Raw genomic sequence first — 15,600 nt, forward strand, 5'->3', positions numbered from 1 at the left:
TCTCATGTGTGACAGTTGGCACACCTTCTGGGTAAAGACCTATTCAAATAGTTTGTGATACGGTTCACGAGACCCGGCGACAGAGCCGAAAGACCGTAGTGCGACGGTCCGTTGGCCCCGAGACCCACCTCGGACCGGGCTTACGCTCGTCCATGACGACACCATCGCCCCCTTCAGCAAGCGGAGACACCGCCATGCCGTCCAACGACGCACGCATCCTTCTGCACACCGTTGTACCCACCGCAGCCGTCGGCGTCGTCGCCACGGTCGTCAGCGGGGTGGTCGCCGGTGGCAAGGGTGCGATCGGCGCGGTCGTCGGCACCCTGGTGGTGATCCTCTTCATGGGGATCGGGCAGCTGGTTCTCCAGCGGACGGCGAAGTCGTTCCCGCACCTCTTCCAGGCCATGGGGCTGATGCTCTACACGGCCCAGCTGCTGGTGCTCTTCATCTTCCTGGCCTTGCTCAAGAACACCACGCTGTTCGACTTCAAGGCCTTCGCCTTCACATTGCTCGCGACGACCGTGGTGTGGGTCGCCGCACAGGCTCGGGCGTACATGAAGGCCAAGATCACGTACATCGACCCCGGGAACACGGGGCCGAAGTCGTGAAGGGTAGGGCCGGGATAAAGCCGCGTTCGGCTTCCTGCTATCGTCCGGTGCCAACTGCGGCACTGCGGGCGCGGGCATCCGAAGAGGCGCCTGTCCCAGCGCGAGGCTCGATGCCGAACCGCCGCCCCCCTATCCGTATGACCAGTCCAGTGCCGACCCGCGGCTGCGTGCCGCGCCGACACAACGAGGTTGCCGTACCTATGCGCCACGCTGAAGGAGCCCGCGGTGAGTGCTGACCAGACGCTTGCCTTCGACCCGGATTGCCACATCTTCAGTGGATGTGGCTTCCCGGCGCCGGGCCTGCACACGTTCATGTACGAGCCCATCGCGACGGTGGCCGGCATCGAGCTGACCAAGCCGATGCTGCTCGCCATCCTCGGCTCCATCGTGATCGTCGGGTTCTTCTGGGCCGCCTTCAACAAGCCCAAGCTGATCCCCGGCAAGCTGCAGATGGTCGGCGAGGCCGGTTACGACTTCGTGCGCCGCGGCATCGTCTACGAGATCATCGGCAAGAAGGACGGCGAGAAGTACGTCCCCTTCATGGTGTCGCTGTTCTTCTTCGTCTGGATCATGAACCTCTGGTCGATCATTCCGCTCGCCCAGTTCCCGGTCACGTCGCTGATCGCCTTCCCGGCCGGTCTCGCGCTGATCGTGTACGTGATGTGGATCTCGCTCACCTTCAAGAAGCACGGCTTCGTGGGTGGCTGGAAGAACATCGTCGGCTACGACAAGTCCCTCGGCGCGATCCTCCCGATGGTCGTCGTACTCGAGTTCTTCTCGAACCTCATCATCCGGCCCTTCACGCACGCGGTGCGACTGTTCGCGAACATGTTCGCCGGTCACCTGCTCATCGTGATGTTCACGCTGGCCACCTGGTACCTCATGAACGGCCTCGGCTTCGTCTACGCCGGCGCCTCGTTCGTGATGGTCCTCGTGATGACCGCCTTCGAGCTCTTCATCCAGGCCGTCCAGGCGTACGTCTTCGTCCTCCTGGCCTGCAGCTACATCCAGGGCGCGCTCTCCGAGCACCACTGAGCCGATCCGTCCCGGATCGTAGCTTCACCCCCAATCCAACAGTCGTCCGGTGGCCAACCCCCACCGGGTCATTGAAAGAGAAGGAAGTAACGGCATGTCCGCTGCTCTCGAACTGGTCAACCTCGCCGCCCCCGGTGACTCCGCCAAGACCACCCTCGTCGGCAACGTCGCGTCCATCGGTTACGGTCTCGCGGCCATCGGCCCGGGCGTCGGCGTCGGCATCATCTTCGGTAACGGTACGCAGGCGCTCGCCCGCCAGCCCGAGGCCGCCGGTCTGATCCGCACCAACCAGATCATGGGCTTCGCCTTCTGTGAGGCGCTCGCCCTCATCGGCATCGTCATGGGCTTCGTCTACCAGTAAGCCGGACCGACTGCCCGATTCTTTTTACGGAAGGCACTGATGTGAACGCTCTGCTTCTTGCGGCGGCGGAGGAGCCCCAGCCTCCTCTGATTCCGCATCTCGACGAGCTCGTCATCGGCCTGATCGCCTTCGTCATCGTCTTCGGCTTCCTCGCCAAGAAGCTCCTCCCGAACATCAACAAGGTTCTGGAGCAGCGTCGCGAGGCCATCGAGGGTGGCATCGAGAAGGCCGAGTCGGCCCAGATCGAGGCTCAGAGTGTGCTGGAGCAGTACAAGGCCCAGCTCGCCGAGGCCCGCCACGAGGCCGCGCGTCTTCGCCAGGAGGCGACGGAGCAGGGCACCGCGATCATCCAGGAGATGAAGGCGGAAGGCCAGCGCCAGCGCGAGGAGATCATCGCGGCCGGCCACACGCAGATCGCGGCCGACCGCAAGGCCGCCTCCGCGTCGCTGCGTCAGGACGTGGGCAAGCTCGCCACCGACCTGGCAGGCAAGCTGGTCGGCGAGTCCCTCGAGGACACCGCCCGCCAGAGCCGCACGATCGACCGCTTCCTCGACGAGCTCGAGGAGAAGGCCGAGGCTGTCCGATGAACGGAGCGAGCCGTGAGGCACTGGCCGCCGCCCGTGAGTCCCTCGACGCGCTGACCGACAACACCTCGGTCGACGCGACGAAGCTCGCGGACGAGCTGGCCGCCGTCACCGCGCTGCTCGACCGCGAGGTGTCGCTGCGCCGGGTCCTGACCGACCCCGCACAGTCGGGTGAGGCCAAGGCCGAGCTCGCGCAGCGACTCCTGAGCGGTCAGGTGGGCGGCACGACCGTCGACCTCGTGTCCGGCATGGTGCGTTCCCGCTGGTCGCGTTCGCGTGACCTGGTCGACGCGGCCGAGGAACTGGCGAACACCGCCGACCTCACCGCGGCGCAGAAGGCGGGCGCGCTCGACGGCGTCGAGGACGAGCTGTTCCGGTTCGGCCGGATCGTGTCCTCCAGCCCCGAGCTCCGCTCGGCGCTGACGGACAAGGCCGCCACGGCCACCGCCAAGGGCACGCTGCTCCGCAGCCTGCTCGGCGGCAAGGCCCACGCGACCACCGAGCGCCTGGTCGTCCGTCTGGTGACCCAGCCCCGGGGACGTAGCCTGGAAGCGGGACTCGAGTCCCTGTCCAAGCTCGCCGCGGCGCGCCGGAACCGGATGGTCGCCGTCGTCACCTCGGCGGTGCCGCTGTCGGACCAGCAGAAGCAGCGCCTCGGTGCCGTCCTGGCCAAGCTGTACGGCCGCGAGATGCACCTGAACCTGGACGTGGACCCGGCGGTCCTCGGCGGGATCACCGTGCAGGTCGGCGACGAGGTCATCAACGGGTCCATCGCGGAGCGCCTCGACGAGGCGACCCGTCGACTGGCCGGCTGACGGCAGCCACCGCAGCACAAGGCATCACAGCACCACAGCATCACCAGCGGCCCGGTTGGGCCGTGCAGAGATTGCAGAAGATTCCTGGGGGTCGGCCCCCAGACCCCTTAAGAAACTTCGGGCCCAACAAGGAGAGCAGGGAACCCAGATGGCGGAGCTCACGATCCGGCCGGAGGAGATCCGGGACGCACTGGAGAACTTCGTCCAGTCGTACCAGCCGGACGCGGCCTCGCGCGAGGAGGTCGGCACGGTCAGCCTGGCCGGTGACGGTATCGCGAAGGTCGAGGGTCTTCCCTCGGCCATGGCGAACGAGCTGCTGAAGTTCGAGGACGGGACCCTGGGTCTCGCCCTGAACCTCGAAGAGCGCGAGATCGGCGCGATCGTCCTCGGCGAGTTCAGCGGCATCGAGGAGGGACAGTCGGTGCAGCGCACCGGCGAGGTCCTCTCCGTCGGTGTCGGTGAGGGATACCTGGGTCGCGTCGTCGACCCGCTCGGCAACCCGATCGACGGTCTCGGCGAGATCGCGACCGAGGGCCGTCGCGCCCTCGAGCTGCAGGCCCCGGGCGTTATGGCCCGTAAGTCGGTGCACGAGCCGATGGAGACCGGCTACAAGGCCGTCGACGCCATGACGCCGGTCGGCCGTGGCCAGCGTCAGCTGATCATCGGTGACCGCCAGACCGGCAAGACCGCGCTGTGCGTCGACACGATCATCAACCAGCGTGACAACTGGCGCTCGGGCGACGTGAACAAGCAGGTCCGCTGCATCTACGTCGCCATCGGCCAGAAGGGCTCGACCATCGCGTCCGTTCGCGGCGCCCTGGAAGAGGCCGGCGCGCTCGAGTACACGACGATCGTCGCCGCCCCGGCGTCCGACCCGGCCGGCTTCAAGTACCTGGCGCCGTACACCGGCTCCGCCATCGGTCAGCACTGGATGTACCAGGGCAAGCACGTCCTGATCGTCTTCGACGACCTGTCGAAGCAGGCCGACGCCTACCGCGCCGTGTCGCTGCTGCTGCGCCGCCCGCCGGGCCGCGAGGCCTACCCGGGTGACGTCTTCTACCTGCACTCGCGTCTCCTCGAGCGCTGCGCGAAGCTCTCGGACGAGCTGGGTGCCGGTTCGATGACCGGTCTGCCGATCGTCGAGACCAAGGCGAACGACGTGTCGGCGTTCATCCCGACCAACGTCATCTCCATCACCGACGGCCAGTGCTTCCTGGAGTCCGACCTGTTCAACGCCGGCCAGCGCCCGGCCCTGAACGTCGGTATCTCGGTCTCCCGCGTCGGTGGCTCCGCCCAGCACAAGGCGATGAAGCAGATCTCCGGTCGCCTCCGTGTGGACCTGGCCCAGTTCCGTGAGCTGGAGGCGTTCGCCGCCTTCGGTTCCGACCTGGACGCCGCGTCGAAGGCGCAGCTGGAGCGTGGACAGCGCATGGTCGAGCTGCTCAAGCAGGCTCAGTACCAGCCGATGCCCACCGAGAACCAGGTCGTCTCCGTCTGGGCCGGCACCACCGGCAAGATGGACGACGTCCCGGTCGTCGACATCCGCCGCTTCGAGGCCGAGCTCCTGGCGTACCTGCGCCAGAACCACTCGGGTCTCATGACCTCCATTCGTGAGGGCGGCAAGATGTCGGACGACACCCTGCAGGCCGTGGGCGACGCCATCGCGGAGTTCAAGAAGCAGTTCGAGACCTCTGACGGCAAGCTGCTGGGCGAGGACGCTCCTGCCGCCGTCAACGTCTCGAAGTGACGACGGAAGGGACCTGACTCATGGGAGCGCAGCTCCGGGTCTACAAGCGTCGCATCAAATCCGTCACCGCGACGAAGAAGATCACCAAGGCGATGGAGATGATCGCCGCCTCGCGTGTCGTCAAGGCGCAGCGCAAGGTGCAGGCGTCGACTCCGTACGCGACCGAGCTGACGCGCGCGGTCACCGCGGTGGCCACGGGTGCCAATGACAAGCACCCGCTGACCACCGAGGCGGAGAACCCCGTCCGTGCCGCTGTCCTGCTCCTCTCGAGCGACCGCGGTCTGGCCGGCGCCTTCAACTCCAACGCCATCAAGGCGGCGGAAAGGCTGACGGCGAAGCTGGAGGGCGAGGGCCGCGAGGTCGCCGTCTACGTCGTCGGCCGTCGTGGCATCGCGCACTACAACTTCCGTGAGCGGAAGCTGGCCGGCACGTGGACCGGGTTCACGGACCAGCCGTCGTACGGCGACGCCAAGACGATCGCGGCTCCGCTGATCGAGGCGATCGAGAAGGACACGGCCGAGGGCGGCGTGGACGAGCTCCACATCGTCTACACCGAGTTCGTCTCGATGATGACGCAGACGGCGGTCGAGGCCCGGCTGCTGCCCCTCAGCCTCGACGAGGTGGCGAAGGAGGCCGGCGACACGGGCACGCTCCGTCCGCTGTACGACTTCGAGCCGTCGGCGGAGGACGTCCTCGACGCCCTGCTGCCCCGGTACGTCGAGAGCCGGATCTACAACGCGCTGCTCCAGTCGGCCGCCTCCAAGCACGCGGCCACGCGCCGCGCGATGAAGTCGGCGACCGACAACGCGGGAGACTTGATCAACAACCTCTCCCGACTTGCCAACGCGGCCCGCCAGGCCGAAATCACCCAGGAAATCAGCGAGATCGTCGGTGGCACCGCAGCCCTGGCCGACGCGACCGCGGGGAGTGACAAGTAATGACGACCACTGTTGAGACGGCCGCCGCCACGGGCCGCGTCGCCCGGGTCATCGGCCCGGTCGTCGACGTGGAGTTCCCCGTCGACGCGATGCCGGAGATCTACAACGCGCTGAACGTCCAGGTTCCGGACCCGGCCGTGGAGGGCGCGACCAAGACGCTGACCCTCGAGGTCGCCCAGCACCTCGGCGACGGCGTCGTCCGCACCATCTCGATGCAGCCCACCGACGGTCTGGTCCGCCAGGCCCCGGTGACCGACACGGGCACGGGCATCACCGTCCCCGTCGGTGACGTCACCAAGGGCCGTGTGTTCAACACGCTCGGCCAGGTGCTGAACGACGACGAGTCCACCGTGGCCGACGCGCCGCGCTGGACGATCCACCGCAAGGCCCCGGCCTTCGACCAGCTCGAGTCCAAGACCGAGATGTTCGAGACCGGCCTGAAGGTCGTCGACCTTCTCACCCCGTACGTCAAGGGTGGAAAGATCGGTCTGTTCGGTGGTGCCGGTGTCGGCAAGACCGTTCTGATCCAGGAAATGATCGTCCGTGTGGCCAAGCTGCACGACGGTGTGTCGGTCTTCGCGGGCGTCGGCGAGCGCACCCGTGAGGGCAACGACCTCATGGTGGAGATGGAGGAGGCCGGCGTTCTCGACAAGACCGCGCTGGTCTTCGGCCAGATGGACGAGCCCCCGGGCACCCGTCTGCGCGTGGCCCTCGCCGGTCTGACCATGGCGGAGTACTTCCGCGATGTGCAGAAGCAGGACGTGCTGTTCTTCATCGACAACATCTTCCGCTTCACCCAGGCCGGCTCCGAGGTCTCGACCCTGCTCGGCCGCATGCCCTCCGCGGTGGGTTACCAGCCGAACCTGGCCGACGAGATGGGTCTCCTCCAGGAGCGCATCACCTCGACCCGTGGTCACTCGATCACCTCGATGCAGGCGATCTACGTCCCCGCGGACGACCTGACCGACCCGGCTCCGGCCACCACCTTCGCCCACCTCGACGCGACGACGGTTCTCTCCCGTCCGATCTCCGAGAAGGGCATCTACCCGGCCGTGGACCCGCTGGACTCCACGTCCCGGATCCTGGACCCGCGCTACATCGCGCAGGAGCACTACGACGCCGCCACGCGCGTCAAGGGGATCCTGCAGAAGTACAAGGACCTCCAGGACATCATCGCGATCCTCGGTATCGACGAGCTGAGCGAGGAGGACAAGCTCGTTGTCCACCGCGCCCGGCGTGTCGAGCGCTTCCTGTCCCAGAACACCCACGCGGCGAAGCAGTTCACCGGTGTGGACGGTTCGGACGTTCCGCTCGACGAGTCGATCGCCGCGTTCAACGCGATCTGCGACGGTGAGTACGACCACTTCCCCGAGCAGGCCTTCTTCATGTGTGGTGGTCTCGAGGACCTCAAGAAGAACGCCAAGGAACTCGGCGTCTCCTGAGCCCCGTGCTCGCCCGAGTGGGGGCGGGATCCGTCCCGCCCCCGCTCCACGCCCACTAGAATTGACCCCAACACCCGGCACGACCGCCGGGTGGTGACCCGAGGAGCCACCCTTGGCTGCTGAGCTGCACGTCGAGCTGGTCGCCGCGGACCGGAGTGTCTGGTCCGGCGAGGCCACCCTGGTCATCGCGCGTACCACCTCCGGCGACATCGGCGTCATGCCCGGCCACCAGCCGCTGCTCGGTGTGCTGGAGTCGGGCCCGGTGACCATCCGTACGAGCGAGGGCGCGACTGTCGTCGCCGCCGTCCACGGCGGATTCATCTCCTTCGCCGACGACAAGCTGTCTCTGCTCGCGGAGATCTGCGAGCTGGCGGACGAGATCGACGCCCAGCGCGCCGAGCGCGCGCTGGAGCGTGCGAAGTCGGATTCGGACGCCGCCGCCGAGCGGCGCGCGGATGTCCGGCTGCGCGCGGTAGCGGTCCGCTGACGGTCCGCGCCGAGCAGTAGTGCCCTCAGCCGCGGCACGGTCCGGAATTTTCCGGAGCGTGCCGCGGCTGAGGCGATGCATATGCAGGTCGTATTCGGTTCTGCCGGCGGTGCCGGCTACGGGACGCAGCGAGGAGGTCGGTGAAGATGTTCCTCGCTCTGCTCGTGTGCGGCCTGGTCGTCGCACTGGTGGTGATCGGGCTCTTCGTCTTCGGCTTGCGCCGCAGGCTGATCCAGCGGGCCGGCGGCACCTTCGACTGTTCGCTGCACTGGAACGTCCCGGACGATCCGGATCCGAGCGGCAAGGGCTGGGTGTACGGCGTCGCCCGGTACAGCGGTGACGAGATCGCCTGGTTCCGTGTCTTCTCGTACGCGCCCCGTCCGCGCCGTGTCCTGGAGCGTTCGTCCATCGTGGCCCTGGAGCGCCGGATGCCGGAGGGCGAGGAGGAGCTCGCGCTGCTCTCCGACGCGGTGATCCAGCCCTGTATGTACGAGGGTGTGCGTCTGGAGCTCGCGATGAGCGAGGACGCGCGGACCGGTTTCATGGCCTGGCTGGAGGCGGCGCCTCCAGGCCAGAGGGTGAATGTCGCGTAAGGCATGGGAAGCGGGGGTCGGCGTGCTGCGCCGGCCCCCGCTTCGTCCTACCCGGTGCTAGTTCAGGCCGGTGTTGATGGCTCCGACGAGCTCGCCGTTGCCGGTGTCGCCGCTGAACTCCCAGAAGAACGCGCCGCCCAGGCCCTGGTTCTTCGCCCAGCTCATCTTGGACGTGACCGTGGCCGGGGTGTCGTAGCTCCACCAGTTGGTGCCGCAGTGGGCGTACGCCGTGCCCGCGACGGTGCCGGTGGCGGGGCAGGAGGCCTTGAGGACCTTGTAGTCCTCGATGCCCTGCTCGTAGGTGCCCGCCGCCGGGCCGGTCGCCGTGCCGCCGGGGGCCGACTGGGTGACGCCGGTCCAGCCGCGTCCGTAGAAGCCGATGCCGAGCAGCAGCTTCTTGGCGGGGACGCCCTTCGCCTTGAACTTGGCGATCGCCTCGGCGGAGTTGAAGCCGGCCTGCGGGATGCCGGCGTACGAGGTGAGCGGGGAGTGCGGGGCCGTCGGACCCTTCGCCGCCCAGGCGCCGAAGAAGTCGTACGTCATGACGTTGAACCAGTCCATGTACTGCGCGGCGCCGCCGTAGTCGGCGGCGTCGATCTTGCCGCCGGCGGAGGCGTCGGCCGTGACGGCCGCGGTGACCAGGTTGTTGGTACCGAACTTGGCGCGCATGGCCTGCATCATGTTCTTGAAGGAGGCCGGGCCGCTGGTGTCGCAGGAGAGGCCGCAGGCGTTGGGGTACTCCCAGTCCAGGTCGATGCCGTCGAAGACGTCGGCCCAGCGCGGGTCCTCGACCAGGTCGTAGCAGGACTGGGCGAAGGCCGCCGGGTTCTGCATGGCCTGGCCGAAGCCGCCGGACCAGGTCCAGCCGCCGAAGGACCAGAGGATCTTGATGTTCGGGTAGGCCTTCTTCAGCTTGCGCAGCTGGTTGAAGTTGCCGCGCAGCGGCTGGTCCCAGGTGTCGGCGACGCCGTCGACGGACTGGTCGGCGGTGTAGGCCTTGTCGTAGTCGGCGTAGGCGTCACCGATGGTGCACTTGCCGCCCGTGACGTTGCCGAAGGCGTAGTTGATGTGGGTGATCTTGGACGCGGAGCCCGAGGTCACGATGTTCTTCACGTGGTAGTTGCGGCCGTAGACGCCCCAGTTGGTGAAGTAGCCCATCTTCACGGTGTTGCCGACGGGCGGGTTGGTCCCGCCGCCCGTCGTACGGACGGAGGCCGCGCCGCTCGCCGGGCCGGTCTGGTCGATGGTGTCGCGGGCGACGACGGTGTAGCTGTAGTCGGTGCCCGCGGTCAGGCCGGTGTTGGTGTACGTGAGCCCGGTGACCGTGGCGATCGTGGTGCCGTCGCGCTTGACGTCGTAGTTCTTGACGCCCTTGTCGTCGGTGGCGGCGGTCCACGTGAGCTTCACCGAGGTGTCGGTGATGCCGGAGGCGACGGGGGTGCCGGGGGCGGAGGGGGCGTTGTCGCCGGGCTGGCTCGTCCCGTCGCAGGAGCCGCCGTTGACCTTACAGCCGGTCGGGGAGCCCGAACCCGTGCCGTTGAAGCCGAAGGAGATGCTGGCGCCGGGGGCGAGGGTGCCGTTCCAGCCGACGTTCTTGCCGGTCCAGTGGGTGCCGGAGCCGGTGACGGTGGCGTCCCAGGCGGAGGTGACGGTCGTGCCGGCGGGGTAGTCCCACTCGACGGTCCAGGAGGAGAGGGTGGTGGTGCCGGTGTTCTTCACCGTCCACTTGCCCTCGAAGCCGGTGCCCCAGTCGGAGACCTTGGTGTACGTGGCGGTGGCCGAGGTGGCGGCTTCGGCGGGGGTGGCGAGGCCGACCATGGCGGCCAGGGGCAGGATCAGGGCGGTCAGACCGGCGGCGGCCCGGTGTCTGAAGCCTGTTCTGCGCGTCGGTGCTTGAGTGCTCAACGGTGCTCCTCAAGTTGCGGACGGACAAGGGTGGGGGTGGTCCGTGAAGATGCGCGCGCCCCGCGAGCGTAGGAAGGTCTGGACCAATCGTCAAGAGGTCCAGACCAACGTCGCCTCGCCCCCTAGACGCCCAACTCCTGCGCCAGGACCGCCGCTTGCACCCTGCTCCGCAGCTCCAGCTTCGCCAGCACCTTGCTGACGTGCGTCTTCACCGTCGCCTCCGCCATGTCGAGCCGTACCGCGATCTCCGCGTTCGACAGACCCCGGCCGAGCGCCGACAGCACCTCCCGCTCCCGGGGCGTCAGCGACGCGAGGATCCCGGGATCCGCCGTCCGCGCGGGCCGGCCCGTCGCCGCGAACTCCGCGATCAGGCGCCGGGTCACCGCCGGGGCGATCAGGCCCTCACCGCGCGCCACCGTCCGCACCGCCTCGATCAGCTCCCGCGCGTCCGCGTTCTTGAGCAGGAAACCGGCCGCGCCCGCCCGCAGCGCCCCGAACACGTACTCGTCCAGATCGAAGGTGGTCAGGACGAGGACGTCGGCGAGCCCCTCCGCGACCACGATCCCCGTCGCCGTCACCCCGTCCATCCGGGGCATCTGCACATCCATCAGGACCAGATCCGGACGGAGCTCGCGCGCCAGCTCCACCGCGCGCTCCCCGTCCGCCGCCTCCCCGACCACCTCGATGTCCGGCGCGCTGCCCAGGATGAGGACGAGCCCCGCCCGTACCGCGCTCTGGTCCTCGGCGACCACCACCCGCACCGTCATGCCCGCCACTCGCCCGTCCCCGTCGTCATGCCCGTTCCCCTTCCGCCCACCGCCGTCGTACCCGCTCCTCGTCAGCCGCAGTCACGCCCGCTCCTCGTCATTCGCGTCCACGGGCAGCTCCGCCCGGACCCGCCAGAGCTTCCCGCCCTCGCCGTCCGTCACCGGACCCGCCTCGAACCCGCCCCCGAGCAGGGCCACCCGCTCCCGCATCCCCACCAGACCGGCTCCCGAACCGGGCGCCGTCGGCCCCGGGCGCTCCCCGTACGGACTCGTCACCTCGACCGTGAGCGCCCCCGGCTCCCGGCGCAGCACCACCCGCACCTCACCGGGCGCCGCGTGCTTCAGCGCGTTGGTCAGCGACTCCTGCACGATCCGGTACGCGGCCAGCTCCACCGGCGCCGGCAGTCCCGCCGCCGTGTCCCGGGCGTCGTCGAGGACCAGGACGAGACCGCTCGGCCCCGCGTTCGCCCGCGCCTGGCCCACCAGGGCGTCCAGACCGGCGAGGGTCGGCGCGGCGGACGGCTCCACGCCGCCGCCGCTGTCCCGCAGCAGCCCGATCAGCCTCCGCATCTCCGCGAGGCCCGCCACGCTGTTCTCGCGGATCACGGTGAGCGCTTGCCGGGTGGTGGCGGGCTCGTCGAGGGAGAGCGCCGCCGTGGAGTGGATCGCGATCGCCGAGAGGTGGTTCGCCACCACGTCGTGCAGCTCGCGCGCCATCCGGGCCCGCTCGGTCACCACCGCCTGCGCCCGGTCCATCTCGGCGAGCAGCGCCGTCTGCTCGGCCCGCAGCCGGGCCGCGTCCGCCGCGTTCCGGTGGTTGCGCACGATCGCGCCCGTCACCGCGGGCAGGAAGGAGACCATGCCGGTGAGCACGCCCACGAGCAGCGCGACGGCGTTCTGCCACCAGACGAGGAACACCACCGTGGTCGTGACGGTGAGGAGGCCGGCGACGTACGGGACGCGCCGGGCCTGGGCGGGCCTGCCGTACACCACCGACGCGTAGACCACGTCCGTGAACATCAGGACCGTCGCGAGATTGCCGTTGGTGAGCTGGTCCCCGGCGATCGCCAGGGTGCCGACGACCAGGGCGAACAGCGGAGCGGCACGGCGCAGCGCCTCCATCGCGGCCATCACGGTCAGCGGGACCAGCGTCGCCCAGCGCGCACCGATGACGTGGTCCCCCGTCACGAACAGCCCGAACGACCACAGGACCAGACCGCCGACCAGGCCGGTGACGGCGATGAGCAGGTCGATGCGGTGCGGGCGGGGGAGTGCCGGGCGGGGGAGCGTCACGTACTCATCCAACACGGCCGCGACCGCCCCGACCTCCTCGTCCGGGCCGATCCACCCCTCCGTCGAAGGATGTAGACGCGGTTCGTCACCGGCGACGACGAATGCCGCCGGATCCCACGGGACGCTGAGGGGGAACCGAAAGGGGAACCGTCGTGATCGTCACGCTGATCGTCATCTGCGAAATCGGTTTCTGGGTCCTGCTGGCCGCCGGACTCGCCGCCCGCTACCTCCTGAAGATGCCCCGGACGGGTATCGCCCTGCTGTTGTGCGAGCCGCTCCTGGAGGTCCTGCTCCTCGTGGTCACGGCGATCGACCTCAAGAACGGCGCCGACCCCAGCTGGAAGCACGGCCTCGCCGCCCTCTACATCGGCTACACGGTCGGCCACGGCCACCGCACCGTGAAGTGGCTCGACGGCCATGCCGCGCACCGCTTCGGCGGCGCCCCGCCGCCGGTGAAGCCGCCGAGCTACGGGATGGCCCGCGCCCGTCACGAGGGCGCGATCTGGCTCGGCTCGGTGGTCGCGGGGGCCGTCGCCTCGGGACTGCTGCTCCTGGCGATCCTGTACGTCGGCGACGACGGGAACACCGACGGGCTGCGCGACTGGATCTTCGTCGCCTGGCGGGCGGTGGGCATCCACGGCCTGATCGCGCTCAGCTACGCGCTCTTCCCGAAGAAGTCCCCGCACGGCTTCTCGCACGGCCTCCCGCACGGTGCCTCAGCGGTCCCCGCCCGGGACCCAGAGCACGTCCCCGACCTCCTTGTTCGCCGTACGGGCAAGGATGAAGAGCAGGTCTGACAGGCGGTTGAGGTACGTGGCGGTCAGGGCGTTCATCGTCTCGCCGTGGACCTCGAGGGCCGCCCAGGTGGAGCGCTCCGCCCGCCGGACCACCGTGCACGCCTGGTGCAGCAGCGCCGCCCCGGGCGTGCCGCCCGGCAGGATGAAGGAGCGCAGCTTCTCCAGGTCCTCCAGGAAGCGGTCGCAGTCGGCCTCCAGCTTGTCCACGTAACCCTGCTCCACGCGCAGCGGCGGATACTTCGGGTCCTCGACCACGGGCGTGCAGAGGTCGGCGCCCACGTCGAACAGGTCGTTCTGGACGCGGACGAGGACCTTCACGACCTCCTCGTCGAGCTGCCCGAGGGCGACGGCCGTGCCGATGGCGGCGTTGGCCTCGTTGGCGTCGGCGTAGGCCGAGATCCGCAGATCCGTCTTGGCGGTCCGGCTCATGTCGCCGAGCGCCGTGGTGCCCTGGTCGCCGGTACGGGTGTAGATGCGCGTCAGATTGACCATGGACCCAGCCTAGTGAGACACCGGCGCTCCGGAGGGTCCGTGTGCCCACCGTCACGGCCGACGCCGTCCCGCCCCCGCCGCGTACCCCCCGGCGGTATGAGTCACCCGTACGCGCGTCCGGGCGGGGTGCTGTGAGTGTGACGTCCGTCAAAGACAGCGTGACGCGCATTACTTAGCGGTCACATGGCGGCCCCCGACCGCTAATCTCCGCCGGAGAGCCAGAAGTGAACAGGCGTTAAGGGGTGGAATACCGTGGCAAGGAAGCTCGCCGTCATCGGAGCCGGACTCATGGGGTCCGGCATCGCACAGGTCTCGGCACAGGCGGGCTGGGACGTCGTCCTGCGTGACGTCACCGACGCCGCCCTCACCCGCGGCACCGACGGCATCAAGGCGTCGTACGACCGCTTCGTGGCCAAGGGCAAGCTGGACGCCGCCGACGCCGAGGCCGCGCTCGGCCGGATCACCGCCACCACCGAGCTCGAAGCCGTCGCCGACGCGGACGTCGTCGTCGAGGCCGTCTTCGAGAACCTCGACGTGAAGCACGAGATCTTCCGCTCGCTCGACAAGGTCGCCAAGGACGGCGCCGTCCTCGCCTCCAACACCTCCGCGATCCCGATCACCAAGATCGCCGCGGTGACCGAGCGCCCCGAGGCCGTCGTCGGCACCCACTTCTTCTCCCCGGTCCCGATGATGCAGCTCTGCGAGCTCGTCCGCGGCTACAAGACCAGCGACGAGACCCTCGCCGCAGCCCGGGAGTTCGCCGAGTCGGTCGGCAAGACCTGCATCGTCGTCAACCGCGACGTGGCCGGCTTCGTCACCACCCGGCTCATCGCCGCCCTCGTCGTCGAGGCCGCCAAGCTCCAGGAGTCGGGCGTCGCCACCGCCGAGGACATCGACATCGCCTGCAAGCTCGGCTTCGGCCACGCCATGGGCCCGCTCGCCACGGCGGACCTCACCGGCATCGACATCCTGGTGAACGCCGCCAACAACATCTACACCGAGTCCCAGGACGAGAAGTTCGCGCCGCCGGAGCTGATGCGCCGGATGGTGGACGCGGGTGACATCGGCCGCAAGAGCGGGCAGGGCTACTACAAGTACTGAGCCCGTCCCACCATCCCGCCCTCACCCCGTGGGGTGAATTTCGGTACCGGTTCGCTGACAAGGCGCAACGCTTCTGCTGTCGAGGCAGTCAGTTGTTGCGAAGACGGAGACTCTCGGGGAGCACATATGCACATCAGGGGCGATCATGTCGAGCTGGTCGTCGGGGGCCGCCTCGACGTCCGCAGCGCGGCGGACGCCCGTACGGTCCTGCACTCGGCCGTCGACGACGGAGTCGGCGACCTGGTGCTCGACCTGACCGGCCTCGACTCCTGGGACGCCACCGGTCTCGGCGTCATCATGGGCGCCCACCGGCGGGCCGGCCGCTGCGGCCGGCGTCTCGTCCTGCGCGGGGTGCCGCCCCAGATGCAGCGGCTGCTCGTCGCCACCCGGCTGCACCGCATCCTCGCCATCGAGGGCGGCCTCGCCCTGGAGTCCCTGCCCCGGGTGTGACGGGCCCCGCGGCGGGTGGTCCCGGCGGGGGTACGAGCGTGTGAAGCCACTGTGTGAACCAGGCGTCACGCTCAATCCTCACAAGACCGTGACGTCTTGGTCTCCGGGGCACCCCACCTGTTCCCGGCCGCCTGACCACGGTCTAGGGTTCGGTCGCCTGCACATTGACGGACCCACCCGGCGGG

At 68.9% G+C, this 15,600-nt stretch carries 17 protein-coding genes; 13 read left to right on the forward strand and 4 right to left on the reverse strand.

Annotated elements, in window-relative coordinates:
• Window positions 1-194 precede the first annotated feature (194 nt).
• The 10 genes from ACFWUY_RS14020 (at window position 195) to ACFWUY_RS14065 (ending at window position 8,610) form a co-directional block, all read left to right on the forward strand.
• Window positions 195-608: a hypothetical protein gene (locus ACFWUY_RS14020; protein WP_384106977.1), complete on the forward strand. Its 414-nt coding sequence runs from the start codon at window positions 195-197 to the stop codon at window positions 606-608.
• A 225-nt stretch (window positions 609-833) separates the two neighbouring features.
• Entirely contained in the window at window positions 834-1,643 is an 810-nt protein-coding gene (gene atpB / locus ACFWUY_RS14025) for a F0F1 ATP synthase subunit A (protein WP_384106979.1), read from the forward strand.
• Window positions 1,644-1,737: 94 nt separating this feature from the next.
• A complete protein-coding gene (gene atpE / locus ACFWUY_RS14030; RefSeq protein ID WP_055599282.1) occupies window positions 1,738-2,004 on the forward strand; it encodes an ATP synthase F0 subunit C in 267 nt (88 codons plus the stop codon).
• Window positions 2,005-2,045: 41 nt separating this feature from the next.
• On the forward strand, window positions 2,046-2,591 hold the full coding sequence (locus ACFWUY_RS14035) for a F0F1 ATP synthase subunit B (RefSeq protein ID WP_328488864.1): 546 nt from the start codon (window positions 2,046-2,048) through the stop codon (window positions 2,589-2,591).
• Window positions 2,588-3,403: a F0F1 ATP synthase subunit delta gene (locus ACFWUY_RS14040; RefSeq protein WP_384106982.1), complete on the forward strand. Its 816-nt coding sequence runs from the start codon at window positions 2,588-2,590 to the stop codon at window positions 3,401-3,403. The genes ACFWUY_RS14035 and ACFWUY_RS14040 overlap by 4 nt, the downstream gene beginning before the upstream one ends.
• 148 nt (window positions 3,404-3,551) lie before the next feature.
• Entirely contained in the window at window positions 3,552-5,150 is a 1,599-nt protein-coding gene (atpA, locus tag ACFWUY_RS14045; protein WP_384106984.1) for a F0F1 ATP synthase subunit alpha, read from the forward strand.
• Between the two features lie 20 nt (window positions 5,151-5,170).
• On the forward strand, window positions 5,171-6,088 hold the full coding sequence (locus ACFWUY_RS14050) for a F0F1 ATP synthase subunit gamma (RefSeq protein ID WP_384106986.1): 918 nt from the start codon (window positions 5,171-5,173) through the stop codon (window positions 6,086-6,088).
• Entirely contained in the window at window positions 6,088-7,530 is a 1,443-nt protein-coding gene (gene atpD, locus ACFWUY_RS14055; protein WP_384106988.1) for a F0F1 ATP synthase subunit beta, read from the forward strand. Before ACFWUY_RS14050 ends, atpD begins: the two co-directional genes overlap by 1 nt.
• A gap of 112 nt (window positions 7,531-7,642) precedes the next feature.
• Window positions 7,643-8,017 carry a F0F1 ATP synthase subunit epsilon gene (locus ACFWUY_RS14060; protein ID WP_024761909.1) on the forward strand — a complete coding sequence of 125 codons (375 nt, stop codon included), beginning with the start codon at window positions 7,643-7,645 and terminating at the stop codon, window positions 8,015-8,017.
• A 146-nt stretch (window positions 8,018-8,163) separates the two neighbouring features.
• Window positions 8,164-8,610, forward strand: coding sequence for a DUF2550 domain-containing protein (locus tag ACFWUY_RS14065; protein WP_189834231.1), 447 nt, complete (start codon window positions 8,164-8,166; stop codon window positions 8,608-8,610).
• Window positions 8,611-8,667: 57 nt separating this feature from the next.
• Here ACFWUY_RS14065 and ACFWUY_RS14070 read toward each other — a convergent pair whose 3' ends face one another.
• From ACFWUY_RS14070 to ACFWUY_RS14080, 3 genes are all read right to left on the reverse strand, one after another.
• On the reverse strand, window positions 8,668-10,515 hold the full coding sequence (locus tag ACFWUY_RS14070) for a glycosyl hydrolase family 18 protein (protein WP_384106991.1): 1,848 nt from the start codon (window positions 10,513-10,515) through the stop codon (window positions 8,668-8,670).
• A 122-nt stretch (window positions 10,516-10,637) separates the two neighbouring features.
• Window positions 10,638-11,282, reverse strand: a complete 645-nt coding sequence (locus ACFWUY_RS14075; protein WP_384106993.1) for a response regulator — start codon at window positions 11,280-11,282, stop codon at window positions 10,638-10,640.
• Window positions 11,283-11,363: 81 nt separating this feature from the next.
• Window positions 11,364-12,575, reverse strand: coding sequence for a sensor histidine kinase (locus tag ACFWUY_RS14080; RefSeq protein ID WP_384106995.1), 1,212 nt, complete (start codon window positions 12,573-12,575; stop codon window positions 11,364-11,366).
• Between the two features lie 152 nt (window positions 12,576-12,727).
• Between ACFWUY_RS14080 and ACFWUY_RS14085 the strand changes: the two genes are divergently transcribed.
• Window positions 12,728-13,372: a hypothetical protein gene (locus ACFWUY_RS14085; RefSeq protein ID WP_384106997.1), complete on the forward strand. Its 645-nt coding sequence runs from the start codon at window positions 12,728-12,730 to the stop codon at window positions 13,370-13,372.
• On the opposite strand, the gene ACFWUY_RS14090 is transcribed toward ACFWUY_RS14085, so the two are convergent.
• Window positions 13,292-13,864, reverse strand: coding sequence for a cob(I)yrinic acid a,c-diamide adenosyltransferase (locus tag ACFWUY_RS14090; RefSeq protein WP_384106998.1), 573 nt, complete (start codon window positions 13,862-13,864; stop codon window positions 13,292-13,294). The genes ACFWUY_RS14085 and ACFWUY_RS14090 overlap by 81 nt on opposite strands.
• A 252-nt stretch (window positions 13,865-14,116) precedes the next feature.
• Here ACFWUY_RS14090 and ACFWUY_RS14095 point away from each other — a divergent pair, with 252 nt between their 5' ends.
• Together ACFWUY_RS14095 and ACFWUY_RS14100 are read left to right on the forward strand one after the other, a co-directional pair.
• Window positions 14,117-14,965: a 3-hydroxyacyl-CoA dehydrogenase family protein gene (locus tag ACFWUY_RS14095; protein ID WP_384106999.1), complete on the forward strand. Its 849-nt coding sequence runs from the start codon at window positions 14,117-14,119 to the stop codon at window positions 14,963-14,965.
• 126 nt (window positions 14,966-15,091) lie between these two features.
• Window positions 15,092-15,415, forward strand: coding sequence for an STAS domain-containing protein (locus tag ACFWUY_RS14100; protein ID WP_030210572.1), 324 nt, complete (start codon window positions 15,092-15,094; stop codon window positions 15,413-15,415).
• Window positions 15,416-15,600 lie beyond the last annotated feature (185 nt).

It is taken from the genome of Streptomyces sp. NPDC058664 (genome assembly GCF_042716635.1).
Lineage (GTDB): Bacteria > Actinomycetota > Actinomycetes > Streptomycetales > Streptomycetaceae > Streptomyces.